Source organism: Phaeobacter piscinae (genome assembly GCF_002407245.1).
GTDB lineage: Bacteria > Pseudomonadota > Alphaproteobacteria > Rhodobacterales > Rhodobacteraceae > Phaeobacter > Phaeobacter piscinae.
Map to the genome: position 1 here is coordinate 94,502 of NZ_CP010682.1, position 18,969 is coordinate 113,470.

General features: G+C 57.4%; 19 protein-coding genes. 5 read left to right on the top strand and 14 right to left on the bottom strand.

Going from position 1 to position 18,969, the window contains the following annotated elements; translation table 11 throughout:
- Positions 1-2: 2 nt before the first annotated feature.
- The gene (locus phaeop14_RS17570; protein WP_096790411.1) at positions 3-1,460 is read right to left on the bottom strand and encodes an SLC13 family permease; all 1,458 of its coding nucleotides are present in this window, start codon (positions 1,458-1,460) and stop codon (positions 3-5) included.
- 297 nt (positions 1,461-1,757) lie between these two features.
- Between phaeop14_RS17570 and tsaA the strand changes: the two genes are divergently transcribed.
- The 5 genes from tsaA to phaeop14_RS17595 are packed head-to-tail and all read left to right on the top strand — an operon-like array spanning position 1,758 to position 7,211.
- A complete protein-coding gene (gene tsaA / locus phaeop14_RS17575; RefSeq protein WP_096790412.1) occupies positions 1,758-2,216 on the top strand; it encodes a tRNA (N6-threonylcarbamoyladenosine(37)-N6)-methyltransferase TrmO in 459 nt (152 codons plus the stop codon).
- Positions 2,217-2,258: 42 nt separating this feature from the next.
- Positions 2,259-3,860, top strand: coding sequence for an ABC transporter substrate-binding protein (locus phaeop14_RS17580; RefSeq protein ID WP_096790413.1), 1,602 nt, complete (start codon positions 2,259-2,261; stop codon positions 3,858-3,860).
- A 4-nt stretch (positions 3,861-3,864) separates the two neighbouring features.
- Positions 3,865-4,908: an ABC transporter permease gene (locus phaeop14_RS17585; protein WP_193438279.1), complete on the top strand. Its 1,044-nt coding sequence runs from the start codon at positions 3,865-3,867 to the stop codon at positions 4,906-4,908.
- On the top strand, positions 4,909-5,718 hold the full coding sequence (locus phaeop14_RS17590) for an ABC transporter permease (RefSeq protein WP_096790414.1): 810 nt from the start codon (positions 4,909-4,911) through the stop codon (positions 5,716-5,718).
- Positions 5,715-7,211, top strand: coding sequence for an ABC transporter ATP-binding protein (locus tag phaeop14_RS17595; protein ID WP_096790415.1), 1,497 nt, complete (start codon positions 5,715-5,717; stop codon positions 7,209-7,211). Before phaeop14_RS17590 ends, phaeop14_RS17595 begins: the two co-directional genes overlap by 4 nt.
- On the opposite strand, the gene phaeop14_RS17600 is transcribed toward phaeop14_RS17595, so the two are convergent.
- The 13 genes from phaeop14_RS17600 to phaeop14_RS17660 form a co-directional block, all read right to left on the bottom strand.
- Positions 7,208-7,765 (bottom strand): gamma-glutamylcyclotransferase, encoded by a 558-nt coding sequence (locus phaeop14_RS17600; protein WP_096790416.1) that lies wholly within the window; start codon positions 7,763-7,765, stop codon positions 7,208-7,210. The genes phaeop14_RS17595 and phaeop14_RS17600 overlap by 4 nt on opposite strands.
- Positions 7,766-7,850: 85 nt before the next feature.
- Entirely contained in the window at positions 7,851-8,537 is a 687-nt protein-coding gene (locus phaeop14_RS17605) for a M23 family metallopeptidase (protein ID WP_193438280.1), read from the bottom strand.
- Positions 8,534-9,109, bottom strand: coding sequence for a hypothetical protein (locus phaeop14_RS17610; protein WP_096790417.1), 576 nt, complete (start codon positions 9,107-9,109; stop codon positions 8,534-8,536). Before phaeop14_RS17610 ends, phaeop14_RS17605 begins: the two co-directional genes overlap by 4 nt.
- A 39-nt stretch (positions 9,110-9,148) precedes the next feature.
- Positions 9,149-10,342, bottom strand: coding sequence for an acyl-CoA dehydrogenase family protein (locus tag phaeop14_RS17615; protein WP_040182453.1), 1,194 nt, complete (start codon positions 10,340-10,342; stop codon positions 9,149-9,151).
- Between the two features lie 23 nt (positions 10,343-10,365).
- Positions 10,366-10,782 (bottom strand): acyl-CoA thioesterase, encoded by a 417-nt coding sequence (locus phaeop14_RS17620; RefSeq protein ID WP_096790418.1) that lies wholly within the window; start codon positions 10,780-10,782, stop codon positions 10,366-10,368.
- Positions 10,783-10,819: 37 nt separating this feature from the next.
- Positions 10,820-11,422, bottom strand: a complete 603-nt coding sequence (locus tag phaeop14_RS17625; protein WP_052463826.1) for a type 2 periplasmic-binding domain-containing protein — start codon at positions 11,420-11,422, stop codon at positions 10,820-10,822.
- Positions 11,423-11,942: 520 nt separating this feature from the next.
- Entirely contained in the window at positions 11,943-12,635 is a 693-nt protein-coding gene (locus phaeop14_RS17630; RefSeq protein ID WP_096790419.1) for a glutathione S-transferase family protein, read from the bottom strand.
- 215 nt (positions 12,636-12,850) lie between these two features.
- Complete coding sequence (locus phaeop14_RS17635) at positions 12,851-13,741, bottom strand: LysR family transcriptional regulator (RefSeq protein ID WP_096790420.1); 891 nt, start codon at positions 13,739-13,741, stop codon at positions 12,851-12,853.
- Positions 13,742-14,011: 270 nt separating this feature from the next.
- Positions 14,012-14,935 carry a LysR family transcriptional regulator gene (locus tag phaeop14_RS17640; RefSeq protein ID WP_040169834.1) on the bottom strand — a complete coding sequence of 308 codons (924 nt, stop codon included), beginning with the start codon at positions 14,933-14,935 and terminating at the stop codon, positions 14,012-14,014.
- A gap of 50 nt (positions 14,936-14,985) precedes the next feature.
- Complete coding sequence (locus phaeop14_RS17645) at positions 14,986-16,020, bottom strand: ABC transporter ATP-binding protein (protein WP_096790421.1); 1,035 nt, start codon at positions 16,018-16,020, stop codon at positions 14,986-14,988.
- Positions 16,017-17,009 carry an ABC transporter ATP-binding protein gene (locus tag phaeop14_RS17650; protein WP_040169839.1) on the bottom strand — a complete coding sequence of 331 codons (993 nt, stop codon included), beginning with the start codon at positions 17,007-17,009 and terminating at the stop codon, positions 16,017-16,019. Before phaeop14_RS17650 ends, phaeop14_RS17645 begins: the two co-directional genes overlap by 4 nt.
- A 5-nt stretch (positions 17,010-17,014) precedes the next feature.
- Positions 17,015-17,962 (bottom strand): ABC transporter permease, encoded by a 948-nt coding sequence (locus tag phaeop14_RS17655; protein ID WP_040169841.1) that lies wholly within the window; start codon positions 17,960-17,962, stop codon positions 17,015-17,017.
- On the bottom strand, positions 17,959-18,939 hold the full coding sequence (locus phaeop14_RS17660; RefSeq protein ID WP_014881734.1) for an ABC transporter permease: 981 nt from the start codon (positions 18,937-18,939) through the stop codon (positions 17,959-17,961). Before phaeop14_RS17660 ends, phaeop14_RS17655 begins: the two co-directional genes overlap by 4 nt.
- Positions 18,940-18,969 lie beyond the last annotated feature (30 nt).

Below are 18,969 nucleotides of genomic sequence, written 5' to 3' on the forward strand. Positions count from 1 at the left end.
GATCAGAACATTCCAAGGAGATGCCACCACAGCAGATCCAGCGGCGCCAACAGCAGAAGGCTTATCAGGAAGAGGCTGAGACATAGCCGGATTACCGCCCCCGCCGGCAGGTTTCCGGCCTGAATGGCTGCGATCAGTGGAGGCGCCTGGAACGGGAGGAAGACATTGGAAAAGGCCACGACCTGCGTCATCAGGACTGTTTCGAGCGGCAGACCAGTTGCGTCGGATAACTCGCCCGCGAGCGGGGTCATCACAGCTGGCACACCAGGCAGATTTGTGATCATCGCCACCAGCGTTGACAGGCCAATCAGGATTGATGTGTTCCACACCGGCCAATCCCCAGCGAAGGCGACGGTCCCGGTGATGGCCCCGACTACAGCTTCGCCAAGTCCGGCGGAGGATATGACGGCGCCGAGCCCCATGATGCCAGCGACAAACAACAAAGCTCCGTAGCTGAGATCAGTGTTGATGCAGCCTTTGCGCGTGAGATCTGCTCCCGGCAGCAGGCAAATCAGTGCGGCCGCCATGCCCACCCACGCGGGGGACACCATATGGATCTGGTCGGTTAGCCACAGCAACAGGCACAACGCCAACACGAGGCTTAGAGCTCGTTCCTGACGGCTGAATGGCGCGGCAGCGGGCGCGACCTTGACACTATGCGGTGGGATGCGGTCTGGAAACATCACCATCGCCAACCCGACTAGGACTGCGGATTTCACAACGCCAAGCACTGGAAAATGCAGAAGAAGATAGTCAAAATAGGAGATATTGATCCCGTAGATGGTTTCCGACATCCCAACGAGGATCATATTCGGGGCATTCGCGGGCAAAATAGTGAAAGCCGGGGCAAAGGTGCCAAAGGTAGCAACTGCCAGCATCCCTGTCCGACCGTTTGAGGCAGCGCCGAAACCGACACGCTCCGCCAGTGCAGAGATCACCGGAAGCAGGATCATGATCCGCCCGATGGACGATGGCATCACAAAGGCCAAAGCCACCGAAAAGACGACGATGCCGGTCAGCAGGCCACCGTAGCTGCGTAGCGGCAGCAACGCGAGAACACCGGCGGCCCGTTTGTCGAGGGTGGTGTGCTTGATCGCAGCGCCGAGGACCAAGCCACTGAACAAAAGCCAAAACGTCGATGAGTGGAAGCCAGAGAAGATGGTTTCAGGCGCTGCGACGCCGAATATCACCGCGACCAGAAAAAAGGCCAAGGCAGTCCAATATTCGGGCACAAGACCGGTGGCCCAAAGACCAATTGCCCCAATCGAAAGCGCGGCAACAATCACAAGATCGGGGGACAGGTACATTGAGGTCGCAAGAGCCGCCAACCCGGCGCAGGTCAGGATCAGAACCAATGTCCAGAGGGCGCGCCCGTTTCGCAGCATTTGTGACAGGGACCGGCCTGCGCCGGTCATTTTCTGTGCGGATGTTGGCGGGGCTGAATTACTTTGATCGGTCATGCGCCTGAAGGTCCTCTGATCTTGGGTCAGGTCCCGATATGCCGCCCGTTAGGGGTTTGATGCCAATCGATTTATCAGAGATGGGGCCTCATAATATCCAAACCCTCGGCTGTCCTCAGGGTTTCAACGTCACGGCCCCCAGACCACAGAAATACTGAGGTGTACGCTCCAGATTTCCGATTTTACGATGGCTGGCCTGCGCAATATCAGGGGGCAACCGTTCGACGGTGGCCCGCCCGCACCTGTTTTGACAGGTGAGCCAGCCTATTCCTTCCCACATACCGTTTGCGAGACACCATGACCGATGCGACGCACCTTCTGACAGTGCCCTCCGAAGTATTTGAAATCACGCCAATCGGTGTAATCCGCACCGGGTTTGAGGAGGTCAGAGACTGCCCGATGTCCGGACGCCGCAATCCAGCCACCAGCCGGATTGAATTGGCCCCTGAATATCACAGTGCGCTACAGAATATCGAATTGGCCTCGCATCTATGGGTCCTTTACTGGCTGCATAAATCCGACCGCAGCGCACGGATACGGCAGGCACGGGGGAGCCAGGTTGCACGCGGGGTTTTCGCCAGCCGGGCGCCAAACCGTCCCAACCCCATTGGTCTGAGTGCGGTTCAGTTGCTGGACCACTCCGATGGGGTTCTGACGATCAGCGGGCTGGATTGCATTGACGGCACCCCGGTTGTGGACCTGAAACCCGTCGTCCCACAGGAAGATGCCCGCCCGGATGCCACCATCGGTTGGTAGCCCGGCCAATCACAGTGCTCCAGTCACGAAGAAAGTAGGCTCATGTCACTCGTTCACCGGTTTGTTCACCCTCGTTTCCTTGCCCATGCTGCGGCTGTCGGACTGGCGCTTGGCGCTGCGCAGTATTCGGGTTTGGGTGCTGATACGCTTATGGCGGCAGAACCGGATCGTCAGAGGCAGTTGGTGATCACTGACAGCAAGGGCGACCGTGGCATGCTCGCACCTTATGTCCATCGCAAAAACGGGATCGCCTATCTTTATACCAGTTACATCTTTGATACGCTTGTCAGCCAGGACGCCGATGGCAATCCGGCGCCGGGACTGGCCCGGACTTGGACGCGATCTGAGGATGGCTTGAGTTACGATTTGGAACTACAACCAGATGCGAAATGGCATGACGGAACCCCGGTCACCGCAGACGATGTCGCCTTTACTCTGCGCTATATGGCTGAGCATCCTTATGTTTTCGGATCGGTCAAATCGCTTGCCGGGGTTGAGGTCGCGGGCGCCCATGATCTGCGCATCCATATCAAACGCGCGCAATACGGCCTGGTCGAGGGTCTGTTTTCCGCAATTCCTATCCTTCCCCGGCATATTTATGAGGGTGTGGAAGATCCTTTTCGATTTGCCACATCTGACGCCGCAATTGGCAGCGGCCCCTATCGATTGGCCGCCTACGACAAGGCTCAGGGGCGGTATCGGTTGGAGGCAACAGAAAACCATCCACTCGGGCGGCCGCGGTTCGCGCAGATCTGGATTGTTAAGATGGGGCCCGATGCCGCCCTTCAGGCGATGAGCACCGGTGAGGTGGATGTGATTTCATACCTGCCACCAGATCGCCTTCCTGAGGCGTTGGGCGCTGGTTTCGCTGTCGAAACCTCACCAAGCGATCATGTATTGCGGCTGGGGTTCAATCATCGTGGACAGTTTCAGACGAAGGAAGTGCGCCAAGCCATTGCCTACGCTGTTGACCGTTCTGCGCTGCTGGAGACTGCGTTTCCCGGGGTCGCTGAGCTTGCTGAGACAGGCTATTTTCAGCCCGGCTCCAAATGGAAAAGTGAGGATGCAACAGAGAGTTACACCTATGATCCTGCTCGGGCGCGCGACCTGCTGTTGGCTACAGGGTGGACCCAGGACAGCGCCGGCCGCTGGCAAGCGCAGGGAGGGGAGATCCGCCTACGGCTCCTCACGGATGGGCGTGAGGTAAAGCCCGCAAAAGTGATCGCAGAACAGTTGGAAGCGTTTGGATTTGCTGTGGATCTGCGGGTTATGGAGATGGCCTCCCTGCGCAGTTTGGTGGCTGATGGCGATTATGATCTGACGTTGTTCTCCTCCAGCACGCTGGGCGATCCGGGCAATATCAGTCGCCGGGTCTTCGGGCGTGGCTGGAACAGCGACCGTTTCCCTGCGGACCCCAAAATGACAGGCCTGATCAAAGCGCAGGCCGTTGCTCAAAACCAGGCTGAACGCCAAGAGATACTGGCCCAATTCCAGCAACTCTATGCAGAAAACCTTCCGTCCTACATGCTGGTCAATCCGCTGATGGCAACCGTCTTCAATGACAAATTGTCAGCCCCATTCATGTCGGGCGGCGTGGCCATCGGGATCCCGTCAGCACTTCACAAATCCATATTCCTGGAGTGATCCAGTGGACAACGCCTCCCCCTCGCTGCTGGACCACTCGGTGCCGACGGAGATCACAGGAGCAGGATCGCGAGCCGTTGAAAGGTTTGCGCGCTTCCTCAGCGGGTTTGTTCTGCGGCTATTGATCTTCTGCTTTGTCATTGTGCTCTGCGCGGTGCTATCGCGGATGATGCCGGGCGACACGCTGGAGGTCATGCTGTCAACAGATTTCGCGCGGGGTCTTGGTGCCGGCGAGGTGCTGCAATTGCAGGAGGCGATGGGGCTGGGCGGAGGGATTGCCTCTCAGGTCTGGGACTACTGGGGCAAGCTGCTCTCTGGTGATCTGGGCTATTCAATCCCCCACGCGGCCCCAGTTCTGCAGCTGTTACTGACTGCGTTGCCTTGGACCGGACTGTTGATCCTGGGTGCGATGCCGGTCTTCCTCATTGGTGGCGCTCTGGCGGGGATCGAGGCCGGACAGCTGCCGGGCGGAACGGTGGATCGTTGGGTCACCCCTGTTGTGACAATCCTGGCAAGCCTGCCGCCCTTTACCGGGGCGGTACTGCTGCTCCTTCTGTTTGGCATTCTATGGCCCGTACTGCCGACTGGTGGGGCAGAGCCACTTTTCCCCTCGACGGAGCACCTGGGGCGGGCAATGGGCGTTCTGCGTCACGCGATCCTTCCGATGCTGGCGTTGGCGCTGCATGAGTTGGCGCGGTTCTACTTCCTAGCGCGGGCTGAAACGCTCAATTTAGCCCAACGTGATTTCATCGTGAATGCGCGGGCGCGCGGGATCTCTCCCTGGCGCCTTCGATGGGCCTATATCGGACGCAGCCTGGTACCCGCGTGCCTGTCACGGTTAAGCGATACCTTGACCGGGTTGGTCAGCGCCGTGTTCTTTGTGGAAATCGTTTTTTCCTATCCGGGCACTGGGTATCTGATCTACAGCGCCATCCTGGATCGGGACTATGACCTGTTGCAGGGGGCAGTCGTATTTATGGCGGGGGTTGTCCTGCTCATGAACTGGCTGATCGATGGCCTGTCGGCGCATCTTGCGAGGCGTGGTTAGATGCAGGTGACATCGCGACGGAGGCTGCTTCTCGCGGCAGTCATCCTGCTGTGCCTTGGCATCTGGCTTGCAGGGGCGGGTGGGCTGCTCGAATATCATAGCAGTAAAGAGGTGCTGGCACCGCCGGGACAGGGGCATTGGCTGGGCACAAATGAGATCGGGCAGGACGTGCTGACGGGTCTGATCCTTGCCACGCCGACCACGCTGGCGCTGGCCATAGCAACTGCACTGGTAACGGTGAGCCTTGCCGTGGGCGCTGCAAGCCTTGTGGTGTTTGGCGGCCCGTTTTTGTCCGCGCTTGTGTTGCGGTGCGTGGATATATTGCAGGTGGTGCCGACCATGCTGCTTCTCCTGCTTATTGCAGCCTTGGTAAGCCCCGGCTTCATGGCCTTGTTTTTTCTTTTGGTCCTAACAGGTTGGAGCGACGACGTGCGGGTGGCCGCGGCGGTGTTGCGGCGAGAGGCTCTGCGCGAAAACGTTCAATATCCCCGCGTGATGGGGGCAGGGTGGGTCTATTGCTGGCGCTGGCATCTTTTTGCCGCGCTGCGCCCACTTCTGGGTGCCCTAATGGTTCAAAACATCAGACAGGCCGCGCTGAAGTCCGCGGGTCTGGCGTTTCTGGGCCTGACTGACCCTCGGTTATTAACCTGGGGGAGCATGATGCAATCGGCGATGGACCAGCTTTATACCGATGCGTGGATCTGGCTTTTGCTGCCGCCGGCGGCGCTTTTGTCGCTGTTGTTACATACGACACTGACATTGGGTGACCGGCGCTTGCGCTCTGGCGCGGTTTTAGGACCTGCAGTTTGATCCGGGTCGATGATCTCTGTCTCTGGCATGGCCCCCGCGCGATCTTCCGGGATGTCTCGTTTGAGGTGCCCAAAGGGCAGACATTGGCACTGCTCGGGGCGTCCGGCAGCGGTAAAACCTCGCTGGCGCGGCTGCTACTCGGTGTGCTGCCAGGCCGTTACGTGGATATGGCTGATCAAAACGGGGATGGATTCAGCTGGTCGGGGCGGGCTGAGGTTCTGGGGGTTGATATGCTGCGCGCGCCGCGTGCAGATCAGCGCAAACTGCGGCTAACGGATTTAAGTCTGATCGTGCAGGCCCTGTCGGACGCGTTAAACCCGCATCAGACCGTTCTTCAGCATGTGGTGGAGCTGCTGCCGCAGAGCCGCCGACGGACTTCCCTGGCTTTGTCAATCTGCAAGCGGTTCAACATTCCAGAGCGTATCCTGCACAGATATCCTGCCACCCTCAGCGGTGGCGAAATCCAGCGGGTTCTGACCGCGTTGGCTTTGGCACGTGATCCGCAGGTCCTGATCCTTGACGAACCGACCGCTGCACTGGATCATGGCAATTGCACACTGGCAGTTGCAGCACTTGGCGAGGGGCGGGCGCAGCGCAGCCAATTGCTGATTACCCATGATCTTGATCTGGCAGGCAAGATGGCAGATGGCATGGTGATCCTGCATGATAAAAAGCTGGTGGAGCGCGGCCCTGCAGTCGAGATGTTGATGCGACCAAGCGGCCATGCTGGGATCCGCCGTCCGTGCACGAGGGTGCAACGGGGCATCGCCCCGTTGGTTCCGAGGCCCGAACCGCTGCCGACGAGCCCGCCGGGGCTGGTGATCCAGAACCTATCTCATCAACAGGCCGGAACGCAGGTGTTGCGTGACATCTCAGCCGTAGCCCGGCCGGGCCGGTGTCTGGCAGTCTTTGGCCCGAGCGGTGGCGGCAAGTCTACGCTGGCCCGCTTGCTCTGCGGATACGAGCGGTTGCAGACGGGCCGTGTATTGTGGCGGCCCCGAGATGAGGCCCATCCTCGGATATGCCACCCACATGAGCTGGCGTTGGTCGCGCAGCATCCGCATCGGGCAATGGCGCGACATATGAGTGTGGGCGAGGTTTTGCACGATGCCCAGCGACTGTTTCGTCGCTTAGGTCGCGCGGGTCGCGATATCGACATTGCGGGGCTGATGGAGAGAGTTGGTCTGCCGCATTCCGGCGCCTTTTTATCACAACGCGCAGCGGACCTGTCTGGGGGCGAGGCGCAGCGCCTGATCATTGCACGCGCGTTGCTATCGCGACCGCTCTGCATGATTGCGGATGAACCGACGGCATCCCTAGACAGCGATACCCGTGATACCATTCTCAACCTCTTCAGGCGTCTTATGGTAGAGGAGCAGTTGGCCCTGATCGTGTTTACGCATGACCCGAAGGTAGCAGCGGCCCTGGGTCATGAAATCCGCTTTCTATCGGAGGGGCAGCTGCGTCTTAGTCCTTCGGGCGTTGCAGCTTAGCGCTGACTGGCGTCAACCTGTGCCGCCTGCAGCGCGCGCACTTCTGCTGAAAGCCAATCAAGGTTGTCATCCGCAATCCCGAGACTGCGCAGATGATCGGCGGTATTCCACAGATAGTCACAGTTAGGGCCGCGTTCACCGGCTGCATGGGCGATGATCTCCGCCTGTCGTGGCAGGCTGTGGTTGTCATATTGTTCATGATCCCGGTTGACGACATAGGTCAGTGCCTCAACCATGCGGCCATCCGCGAGGGCAAGCGGCGTCGTGATTTCACGGTACGCGGGATTGAACAGCTCGCGCGCGCGCAGGTCTTTCAGGACCTCTGGTTCCTGACCGGATGTCACCGCCAGTGCAACGCCGTTACAGACCGCGTCTTCTGCGGCGTCCAATGCAAGCACCAGACCAGGTTGCGCAATGGTGCCACGATAGCGCAGAGAGTTCAGACAGAACCGGCGCTGATAGCCGCTGAGTTGGGCGGGCAGCTGCTCCGCTGGTTCAAATCCGGGATCCCAGATCAATGATCCATAAGCAAAAACCCAAAGTGTGTCGGACATTATGCAGTTCCTTGATGCGGTCAGGATGCGCCCCCGTCGGAAAAAAGGCGGAAGAGGTCAGGGGTCCCCTCTCCCGCCAGGCAGATCAGTCTGTCAGCTGGCGATAGGAGGTCACCAGACTGCTGTAAGGGGGCACAAAGACTGAACGCGTTTCGTCGCCGATCTGAACCGTTTCCTTGACGTCGAAATGCAGATGGATCGGCAGTTCCGAGATCCAGGAATTTGACACTTTGCCAAGGCGATCCCCTTTGGACACCTTGTCCAGCGGGGCAACGGCGAGATCGTCCATATTCATATGAACATAGCGGTAGAGCGTGCCGGAGGGCGTCTGCAAGGTCAGGGCGAAGCGGCCTACATGCGCAATCACACCGTCCTCAACCGCAACCGCCCAATGCGTATCAGTCTGGCAGGTAGCGGGGCGAATATCCTGTCCCTGATGGCCGCCCGATGCACAGACCGGCAGATCTGAACGGCGCAGCTCGCAGAAATTGTCGCGCCACGGATAGCTGTAGTTGACGCTGTCACATTGGCTTCCGCCATTTCCCTTGAACCCGCCGGGCCCATAAACGTGAGAGTTCGCATAGGCTGGCCCACTTTCCAGCGGGAAGCGCATATCGGGATAGAGAACCGCCCCGATTGAGAGGCCAATACCGGTGTCTTTGATCAGGTCCCCGGGCGCCTTGAATCGATCATCTGCAATTACGGGCGTGGCGGAGATCAGTGCCGAGAGAGCGAGAGCACCGCAATAGAGGCTTGTTGCGCGCGGTGTCATTGATCCGCTCCCTTCACCACGGTGAGGGATCCGGCCAGTTCCGCAAGATAGTCTGGTTTGATACAGCGCGCATCCTCAGTCGGCGCATCACAGGTGATCCGCAGGGTGTATGTCCCACCAAAGCGACTGAGCATGTGATCAGCCCCGTCGCCCGTGGACTCGTAGGACCGCGCTTCGTGTTTGAAGGACAGGCCGGGCACGTCCACAAGGTGGGTTCGGCTCCCCATGACACTGACCTGCGCTCCCTCCAGCTGGTAGTAGGCAGCGTAAGCATTACCCTGCCCACGAAACGCTGGAAGACCGGCAGCAGTATTGGCCCCGAGGATCATGACAGCCATTGCCATATCATCAAATCCGTCAGGCTCGGTCGCAAGAAACGCAGCCGTGAGGGTCCGGTCGTCTGCACTTGCCGCGTCAATTGCAGATGTGGCGGCGGCCCAGTCAATGCTGCTCACAGCACGTGTCGCGTCGGAGGGTTTATCTACCGCAAGGGCAGGGAGTGCCATCAGCGTGAGCGCCGCAGCTGTGGCAGCAACCGCTCCGGCGGCTTTGGCACAGGGGGATGAGGTCATCGTCTCTCTCCAGTCAATATTTATTCAGGTTGGCTCGCTCTAGGCGGGTTCCAGCGTTTTTGGCGTCGCGGGATTGGCGGCTTTCTTGGACTTGGCGTGCAACCTGGTCATCTGGCCGAAAATGTTGCGACGGTGCATTTCCTCAGTGCCGCCCACGCTACAGAACGCCAGCGCATCCCGCAGAAAGGTGGTAATCTGCCCCTCGTGGTAGCCTTTGCTGCCGTAGAGCTTCATCAGCTCCATCGCGCCTTCAACGATGGTTTCCGCACCGACAAGTTTGGAAATCGAGCAGGTCATTGCGGCTTCCGGCGCACCACTGAGCAGTTGATGCAGTGCGCCGTAGGATACCCACTTCGCGCTTTCGGTGCCGATGCGAATATCGGTCAGCTTTTTCTGAATATACTGATGCTCGATGATCGGGACATCAAACGTTGTCCGTTTCTTTGAAAAATCAAACGCTTCAGACAGCATAGGTTCAATCAGCCAAGCTGCCGCCAGACCATAGTACAAACGCCCCATGGAGACGATGTTCACCAGGTTACGAAGGCCGGCTCCGGGTTCGCCCAGAAGGTGACCGTAGTGGAGCGGCACATCATCAAATCGCATTTGACCGGTCGGCAGGTCCAGATTGCCCAGTTTGCGATCTTGCGCGCCGATCGTCAGTCCGGGGCTATCGGCATCCAGCAACACCAGCGAAATGCCTTCGCGGCCGTGGTCACTCAGCTTACAGACAACAAGAATGAAGCTGGCGACTGGGGCATGAGCAATGTTGTATTTTGCGCCGTTCAGACGAAAGGTCTCATTGGGGCCGGGGGTTAACAGTGACGACGTTGCCCGCACATCCGTGCCAGTGTCAGGATCCGCGATTGCAGTGGCGCTCAGCTCTCCATTGAGGATCCGGCCCAGATATTCGCGCTTCTGACTGTCGCTGCCATAGAGATCCAATGCGCGCACCATGCCAGCCTGCGCGATCACCGACAGCAGCATTCCGGGGGTGCGCAAAGTGGCCGCAAGGCCTTCCAACGCGGCAGTAAACCCCCACCAGTCCCGGCCATCGCCGCCAAAATCGCGCGGCACGATCATCCGCCACAAACCAGCTGCGGTCAGGCGATCCCAAGTGCGCTGATCAAAGGCACGACGCCCCAGGTGCAGCTCATCCGGGTCGGCCATTTTCCCGATCGCTGCAAAGGCGGTACGGGTCTGCTGCTGCTCGGCTGTCCAGTTCAATTGCATGTCTTCGTCCTCGCAAACAGGGATCAGGCGGTTTCCTGAAAAGTCGCAACGCTTTCCTTGAAGGCATCCGGCACCGGGTAGGTGGCCTGTTTGTCGTAGTCGAACATCACATGGACAGATTTGGCATTGGCCACGACGCGCCGATCCGCGTCGTCGATATGCATAACATGCTCCATCTCGAAGCTCTTGCCGCCAAAGCTAATCACCCGGCTGCAAACGACGAGGTTGTCGCCATAGAGCGCCTGAGAGATGTAATCGCAGGAGGTTTTGACCATGATATGCGGCAGCTTCTCGGACTTTGGCAGCTCCAGAAGGTCATGCATGTATTCCAGGTAGGCCGATTGCATGTAGTCGTAGTAAACCGGGCTGCTGACATGCCCCATGGAATCCGTATCGCGGTAACGGATTTCGACGGGGGTTTCGAAGGCTTTGTTGGACATGATGTCCCTCCTGTTGGTGTAGATTGTCGGGGCAGGATCAGGCGTGCTGGGTGCAGTCCTGGCAGGCGCGTTTTTCCAGCGGACCATGTATGGTAAATCCCATAGGAACGGGACCGAATTTGCGCAGGATCGGCAGCCCGAATTTCTCGGCCGCGCAGAGCGTGGTGATACAGCCGTCAGCGTGGCCCTCCGCGCAGTCCCGCGCGGCGATGACATTGCTGGAGACAAAGCGTCGCTCAACCGTGATCGGAAGCAACTTTTCAGGTGCAGGATGGGTGGCGCAGATCTTGGGCTCCGCCCCGGTGCGGGAGGCGAGGACCATATTGTCGGTGTTCATGATGAACACATCCAGCAGCTTCATCTTCTGGATATGTTCGTAGATGATTGAGTGCAGGTGCGGGTAAGCCACCACGCCAACCAAAACTGCCCCATCCTGGCAGGCGACACTGTCTGCGGCCTGTTCCATCGTCCGATGCAGCTTTACCGAAGCGCCCTGACACCGGCGCAATGCCCAGGATAGGGCTGCACGCTCGCAATTGGTACCAGCCGGACCTAGCGTATGAACCTGTTTTACCCAGCCGAATGTTTCGGGGTGCGGAATATACTCGGCGTCGGCGTTATTTTCGATTTGAAGATCCATCACTCGTCTCTTCCGCTAATTGAATTCATATAGGGCCATTATAAATTCCTCATCTGTTTATCCAAATTTGATTTGGATATTGAGGCAAGGGCAAATTTTTATGATTATTGCGGTGGGTTCTTGTCTAGGTTTGCACCAGCCCTACATCATAGTTTCAAACGAATCTAATTTCTTGATCCCATCGAAACGGTAAAGGCTTCTCGGAACAATTCGAAAAACCTGATGCTGTTCCTCAGGTATAATGAGGAGTGGGTTATGAACTCACAAATGCCATGGAAGAGCGGAAATTGTCGGTACAGCGGATCACGTTATCCGGCGTGTCGCCCGATAAGCAGGCGAAATGCCGCTCACGCAATGAGGTCGCCAGTTTGCACAAAAAAGATGGCCTGTTTCACCCCCCTTGGAAGGGCGAAACAGGCGCTGGACTGCTGCGTGTGTCATGCGGGTGGCGTCACATATTTTTGAGGCCTGCGGCCATGACACGCAAGATAGTCAGAGGGCGTGAACACGAAGGCCAGTGTCAGCCTGACTGGGCCGGATTCCGACCAACGCCATCATAAAGGTCAAGACAGCGCTCAAACCAGTTTGAAACGATATCATCGTTTTCAAACAGAGTGTTGGGTGTGCATACATTACACCATTGAAGGGTCCCGAAAAGGGTAAAATCGGCATAGGCAGGCATCGCCCCTGACAGCCAGTCCTGGGTCGCCAGAAGATCGCGTACCGGCGCGAGTTTTTCCGGTAGCCGCGCGCGTTCGTCCTCGCCACCTTCTGCCAAAGTCTCAAGTGGCATGCCAAACCGACGTTCACGGGCGGATCGGAAATAGACCTGGTCATCCGGGGACATCAGATTGTGCATATCCATGACAGCAATGGTTGCGAGACTGGGGTGGAGGACGGTTTTACAGTAGCTTTCTACGAAACGGGTCAAAGCTACCGCCCCCTTGCCATCAAACAGGGCCGGGGCATCGGCATAGGTTTCGTCAAGATATCGGGCAATATCGAAACTCTCCCCCAATACCGTATTGCCATCACGCAGCACTGGAACGCTGCTAAAGCTTCCGTCTTCAACATTTGGGATATCTGCGAAAGAGACCGGGATAAGGTCGTAATCTAGCTCTTTATGGTTCAGGGCCATAATGATTTTCCATACATGTGGTGAGTAGTGACGTATTCCGTCCTCGCCACATAGGCTGTACAGCTTGCGGTTCATCTGTGCGCTCCATATTGAGATTATAGGGATAACTTTGGCTGGAAAACCAGGAATCAATTCCTCAATAGTTATCGGAGCTTTATCCACACAAGTGAAATCAGCAATATGTTTATTGTAAAAATAAAAAATCGGCAAACAAAAGCTGTTTTGAGGCGCTGGCAGGGGTGGATAGCACCGCTGGGCTGGCAGTCTCTGGGTGTGATTGCGGCGTGATATTAAGCAGGAATCGCCATCTGTTCGGTATTCAGCAGATCGCGCACGGCGCTGATGATTGGGTCCTTTGCACGCGATACGAGATGCGCGAACAGGACACGTGTGGATTTGCGCACCTCAAGAAGCAGTGCGATGTCGCCGCTCACCGGTTCGGTCCCCGCAGAACTGACATGAACCAGCCCTATGCCTGCACCGCTTGCGATCAGGGTCCGAGTGATCGTTTCGTCGTCAACATTGATGATGCGGGCGGGCTGGATGCCGTTTTCCTTAAATAGGCGCTCCGCGATGCGACCGCAGCATGAACTATACGTCGGATAGATCCAAGGCAGAGCTTCGAGACGAGCCCAGTCAAGTTCTGTGCGTTCCGGGACCAGATCCGGGGCCGCGGCAAGATAGACGCTAAAATGCGAAATTTCGAGCGTTTCCAGATCGGTATGCGCCTCGTCCGGGTCAATGAAAAAGCCGGCATCCAGCCGTCCGTTGCGAATATCATCGAGCACGCTGGAGGAGGTACCATGTTGCAAAGCGACTTCCAGATCCGGGAAGTTCTTCGACAGATCTGCCAGGAGGCGGCTTACCTCAGTTGATCCCAGGTTGCGCCCGGCACCGACCCGTAGCTGACCGGCCAAACGACCACGTAGGCGAGAGGCTTCCTCCAAAAATTTCTGGTGATTGTCCAGCAGTTGCCGCGCTTCCACCAAGAGCCGCTGGCCATCCGTGGTGACACTCATTCCACGTGGTGTACGCTGGAACAATGTCAGGCCAAGCGTGTCTTCCATCGTTTTGATATGGGCGCTCACGGCAGGCTGGCTGCGAAACAGCAGTTCTGATGCGCGTGTGATACTTCCCTCCCTCGCCACAGTGACAAAGGTTTTGAGTTGACTGATATCCATGCTTTCCCCTTCAGATGCTGCAGGGCGCTAAGGATGGTAGCGCCTCAATACAGTGGCGCGCCGCTACTTCTGGTCAGCGCGCACAGATCATCCTTTATGCTCGTTTTGCGGGAATTAAAATCACTATCTACTCGTTAAGCGGTAGTTCGGCTGCATTCCGCCTGTGCTCCCTATCAGCCGGATTGAGCTTGCTCATGCTCGTCAACGGGTTGATGAGACCTAGGCTGCATCATAGCGAACAGAGATAAAGGCTGTGTAACGGGACGGACGTCAGCTGATCGACGTCGCGCTATCTCCCATCCGCCGCCAAAGGCTGTTCAGAGTGGGTTTGCTGTTCTCAGTCTCACGATAAAGTCGGACCGATATGGGGGTCACAAACGCCTCCCCACCGGCAAGCGCAAGACGGCCTTCGGTAAGTTCGGTTTGGCAGAGTTTGCGAGGTAGCCACCCGAGCCCGAAACCTTCAAGGATCATTGCCTTAACTGAGTTCGCCAGAGAATTCTGGTTCACCACCAGCAGGTTTGGTGGCGATATCTGCTGCCGCAGAGTGTGGTCCAGAACCGATCTCAGCGCCGATGCGCTCCCATACGACAGAAGAGGTATTTGCCGTTTGGGATCCCGGCGCAGATCAAACAGCGGGTTGCCGTCAGCATCGGTTTTTGAAACCGGGATGAATTCGTCCTCTGACAGCGTCAGGTAGTCGCATTTGCTGACCTCCAGCGGGGACAGAAAATCCATCGCCGGGTGCCAATAGGTCAGGATAACGTCGCAATACCTCTGCTGCAGCGCGGTCACAAATTGATCGGCCGCCCAGCTGGTTGAGTTGAGATCAACGTCCAGCCCGCCAGCCTCCATCAGAGGTTCGATGTGGTCTCGGAAATGCGTCATGTAAAGCGACTGTGACGACGCAAAACGAATGACGTTTTCACCAGCAGCATCAATGGTCTGGCAGCGTTCGAGTGTCTCAGAGTATGTGCGCAGGATTATTTTTGCCTGCGACAGGAACACATCCCCAGCAGGCGTCAGAGACAGCGGGAAAGTTTGCCTGTTGATCAGCTTTACGCCAACCTCATCCTCCAGCGCACGAATGCGCCTGGAGAATGCAGGTTGGCTGACGTTGCGGTCTTCCGCTGCGCGCGAAAAATTCTTATGCGTTGTCAGCGCTTCAAAATCTCTGAGCCAGATAATATCCAACTTGCCTAGGTCCGTTCTGGGGTCATCCAGTGGGCCGGGGGTTCCGGTGTTTAGCTGTCTAGCCTATTTTCTTCGACTGCGTGGCAGGCGACGGTGCTGCCGTCTGCCTGGCGCAGAGGCCGTGGCCGCGACTCGCGACATCTAGCATTCGCAAATGCACAGCGCGTTTGGAAGGGGCAACCTTGAGGCAAGTTGATCGGCGTCGGGATCTCTCCTTGCAGCCGGATGTGGCTTTGTCCTTGGTCTTTCAACTGTGGGACTGCCGACAACAGAGCTTTGGTGTATGGGTGTTTCGGGTTTTCAAACAAGGTTCGCGTATCGGCCAGTTCACACAATGTGCCGAGATACAGCACCGCAACGCGGGTGCCGAAATGCTCCACAACACTCAGATCATGGGTGATGAAGAAGTAGGTCAGACCGCGCTGGTCTTTCGCCTCCAGCATCAGGTTCAGAACCTGCGCCTGAATCGAGACGTCCAACGCCGAGATAGGTTCATCTGCGATGATGAACTCAGGATCCACCGTCAGCGCACGCGCAATGGCGATCCGCTGGCGTTGGCCGCCGGAGAACTCATGCGGATAGCGGCTGGACCAGCTGGGATCCACACCAACCGACCGCATCACTTCTGAGACCTTGTCGCGAACTTCGCTGCCCGACAGAGAGGGATTGTGGTGGCGAACCGGCTCTTCCAGCGCTTGCTGAATAGTCATGCGCGGATTGAGGGAGGCATAAGGGTTCTGAAAGATCATCTGCATCTTCTTGCGCAGAGGCATCATCTCCCCGCGCGAGCGATCGTCAATCCGTTCACCATCATAGTGGATCTCGCCGCCGCTCGGCGTCAGCAGCCCGGCTACCAGACGAGCGACTGTGGATTTGCCGCAGCCCGATTCACCGACGATACACAGCGCCTCACCCCGATCAACACTAAGCGAGACATTGTTTACCGCATGAACAGCGCGTTTTTCCCGGGTGATGCGGCCGCCGCGCAGCTTGATTGTTTCCAGAAACCCTTTGTCCAGCTCAAAGCGTTTTTCAAGGTTCTTCAGTTCAAGCAGTGGTTTGCTGTCTTGTGTCTGGATAGTCATACGCTTGCCTCCTCAAGGCTGGCATTTTGCAGGCGGGAGACTTCGTGACAGGCGACCTCGACCTGACGGTAGCTGACTGTTTCCGGCAAAACCTTGCGGCAATGGTCGACCGCATATTCGCAACGCGGACTGAACGGGCAGCCCGGCGGAATAGATGTCAGACCAGGCATATTTCCTGGGATCTGCTTCAGCCGTTGACCCGGCAGAGTCTGTTGCGGCAGCGCATTGATCAGCCCCTGCGTATAGGGATGCTGGGGGTCGTTGATGATCTCACGGGTCGGACCGGCCTCAATCAGCCGGCCGGCATACATCACCAAGGTGCGCTCCGTCATCTGGCTAACGACGCCAAGGTCATGGGTGATCAGGATCAGACCGACCTTGTTGGACTGGCACAGTTCCAGCAGCAATTCCATAATATCCGCCTGAATGGTCACATCCAGCGCGGTAGTCGGCTCATCCGCGATGATCAGCTCGGGATCAAGCAGCAGCGCCATCGCAATGATAATCCGCTGGCGCATGCCACCGGACAGTTCATGCGGGTATTGGTTCAGTCGTTCCTCGGGCGAGGGGATATAAACCTCTCGCAGCTTCAGTACCGCGATCTGTTCCGCTTCGGCTTTACTCAGCGAGCGGTGGGCCTTCAGCGTCTCAACCATCTGCTGGCCGATGGTCAGCACCGGATTGAGGGTCACCATCGGATCCTGGAAAATCATCGCCATGCGATTGCCGCGGATCTTGCGCATTTCGGCGTCGGACAGTTTGACGATATCCTTGTCGCCAAACAGGATCTGGCCGCTGTCGATGAAGCCCGGTCGGCTGAGCAAGTTCATCAGCGAAAACCCGGTGATGGATTTGCCAGCGCCGGATTCCCCGACGATGCCCAGGCGCTCGCCTTTGCCAAGATCGAAGGAAATCTGGTTCAATGCGGTGACGGTGTGATCACGCATCGCAAATTTGACCGTCAGGTCGCGAACGGAAAGCAACGACATCGCTCTTATCCTTTGTAAAGTTTCGGGTTCAGCACATCGCGCATCCAGTCACCCAAGAGATTGATGACTAGAACGAGGACCACCAGAACCACGCCGGGGATGGCGGTGATCCACCAGCTGCCCGAGAAAATGTAGTCGAAGCCCGAGGAGATCAGTGAGCCGAGTGACGGCTGGCTCGGCGGCATGCCCAGACCAAGAAAGCTCAGCGAAGCCTCGGAGATGATGGCGTTGGCGACCTGCACCGTGGAGATCACAAAGATCGGTGACAGTGAGTTGGGCAGGATATGGCGGACCATGATCCGCAGGGGGCCAAAGCCCAGCACACGCGCGCTGTCGATGTATTCTTTCTTCTTCTCGGCCAGAACAGTGGCGCGCACAGTGCGGGCGTATTGCGGCCATTCGGCGACGCCAATCACCGCGATGAGGAAATAGATTGCATATTGATTGAAGGTCTCGCTGCCGAACATCGCCTGCGTCACCGCAAGAAAGATGATGGCCACCATCAATGTTGAGAACGACAGCTGAATATCGGCAAAGCGCATCAGCAGGCTATCGATCCGCCCACCGACATAGCCGGCCACCAAGCCGATGGAGATCCCGAGGAAAGCCTGCAATGCCACAGCGCAGAGACCAATCAATAGCGACAACCGCGTCCCATAGAGGATGGTGGACCACAGATCGCGTCCCTGATCATCGGTGCCGAACACAAACTGGGAATCCGACCCATCAATCCAAACCGGTGGATATTCGCTGTTCATGATATCGATCTGCGCCGGATCATAGGGGTCAAACGGAGCCAATACCGGTGCCAGAACCGAGGCAATGGTAATGACCAAGAAGACCGCGAAGGAGACCATCGCCACCGGGTTGCGCCGAAAGCTGTAGCCCATGTTGGAGTTCCAAAGCCGACTGAACCGCGATGGTGTGCTTTGGTTTGTGCTAAGGCTGCTCATGCGCCCATCCTCGCGATATTAACAGTTGGATTGACGAGCCCGTAGATCAGGTCGACGATGGTGTTGGTGACCACAAATATGAACCCCACAATGATGAGATATGCCACGATCAGCGGGGTATCGACGCGGTTCACCGCCTCTAGGAACATGAACCCCATGCCGGGCCACTGGAAAACGGTCTCCGTCAGGATGGTATAGGCCACCATCGTTCCGATCTGAACGCCGCCAACGGTGATCACCGGCAGCAACGTGTTCTTGAGCGCGTGGATGAAGTAAATGCGATAGGGGCGAATGCCTTTGGCGCGGGCGTATTTCACATATTCGCTTTGCAGTACTTCCATCATCTCAGCCCGGATCAGGCGCACGAACAGCGGCAGCATGATCGAGGCCAGCGCAACGGAGGGCAGCAGGATATGCACCCAGCCATCAGCGGTGGCAAAATTTGTGTCCCAGTAACCAAATACATGCACAACGTCGCCGCGCCCATAAGAAGGGAACCAGCCAAGTTCGACGGAAAACACAAAAATCATCAGGATCGCAGTCAGGAACACCGGAACGGAAATCCCGACAATCGAGATGCCCATAATCAGGCGGCTGAGGATCGTATTGGGTTTGATCGCAGTGTAGACGCCGAGAGGCACGGACAGGCCAACAATGATCAGGGTTGCGCCCATAACCAGCTCAAGCGTTGCCGGAAGTTTTTTCAGGATCACATCCAGCGCCGGTTCCTTAAAGAAGTAGCTGGTGCCGAGATCGCCCTGAAGGGCGTTGCCGAGAAAGCGGACATATTGGGTTACGAAACTGTCGTTCAGGCCCAGTTCGTCGCGCAGCTGCTGACGGACCTCTTCGGAGACGGACTGACCGACCAGTTCCCGCAGGGGATCACCGAGGTTGTCCTGAATGGCAAAGCCGATCAGCGAGATGGCAAACATCACCGCGATGGCCTGGAACACGCGTTTCACGAGGTAGGCGAGCATGTTTGAGTTACCTTGTATCAGTCACTTGTT

Excerpts from the sequence above, each read along its gene's own strand:
- phaeop14_RS17610 (WP_096790417.1), bottom strand. The coding sequence starts at position 9,109 with ATGACCTCATCCCCCTGTGCCAAAGCCGCCGGAGCGGTTGCTGCCACA.
- phaeop14_RS17600 (WP_096790416.1), bottom strand. The coding sequence starts at position 7,765 with ATGTCCGACACACTTTGGGTTTTTGCTTATGGATCATTGATCTGGGAT.
- phaeop14_RS17605 (WP_193438280.1), bottom strand. The coding sequence starts at position 8,537 with ATGACACCGCGCGCAACAAGCCTCTATTGCGGTGCTCTCGCTCTCTCG.
- phaeop14_RS17590 (WP_096790414.1), top strand. The coding sequence starts at position 4,909 with ATGCAGGTGACATCGCGACGGAGGCTGCTTCTCGCGGCAGTCATCCTG.
- phaeop14_RS17645 (WP_096790421.1), bottom strand. The coding sequence starts at position 16,020 with ATGACTATCCAGACACAAGACAGCAAACCACTGCTTGAACTGAAGAAC.
- phaeop14_RS17570 (WP_096790411.1), bottom strand. The coding sequence starts at position 1,460 with ATGACCGATCAAAGTAATTCAGCCCCGCCAACATCCGCACAGAAAATG.
- phaeop14_RS17655 (WP_040169841.1), bottom strand. The coding sequence starts at position 17,962 with ATGAGCAGCCTTAGCACAAACCAAAGCACACCATCGCGGTTCAGTCGG.
- phaeop14_RS17635 (WP_096790420.1), bottom strand. The coding sequence starts at position 13,741 with ATGGATATCAGTCAACTCAAAACCTTTGTCACTGTGGCGAGGGAGGGA.
- phaeop14_RS17580 (WP_096790413.1), top strand. The coding sequence starts at position 2,259 with ATGTCACTCGTTCACCGGTTTGTTCACCCTCGTTTCCTTGCCCATGCT.
- phaeop14_RS17615 (WP_040182453.1), bottom strand. The coding sequence starts at position 10,342 with ATGCAATTGAACTGGACAGCCGAGCAGCAGCAGACCCGTACCGCCTTT.
- phaeop14_RS17630 (WP_096790419.1), bottom strand. The coding sequence starts at position 12,635 with ATGAACCGCAAGCTGTACAGCCTATGTGGCGAGGACGGAATACGTCAC.
- phaeop14_RS17650 (WP_040169839.1), bottom strand. The coding sequence starts at position 17,009 with ATGTCGTTGCTTTCCGTTCGCGACCTGACGGTCAAATTTGCGATGCGT.
- phaeop14_RS17660 (WP_014881734.1), bottom strand. The coding sequence starts at position 18,939 with ATGCTCGCCTACCTCGTGAAACGCGTGTTCCAGGCCATCGCGGTGATG.
- phaeop14_RS17620 (WP_096790418.1), bottom strand. The coding sequence starts at position 10,782 with ATGTCCAACAAAGCCTTCGAAACCCCCGTCGAAATCCGTTACCGCGAT.
- phaeop14_RS17625 (WP_052463826.1), bottom strand. The coding sequence starts at position 11,422 with ATGGATCTTCAAATCGAAAATAACGCCGACGCCGAGTATATTCCGCAC.
- tsaA (WP_096790412.1), top strand. The coding sequence starts at position 1,758 with ATGACCGATGCGACGCACCTTCTGACAGTGCCCTCCGAAGTATTTGAA.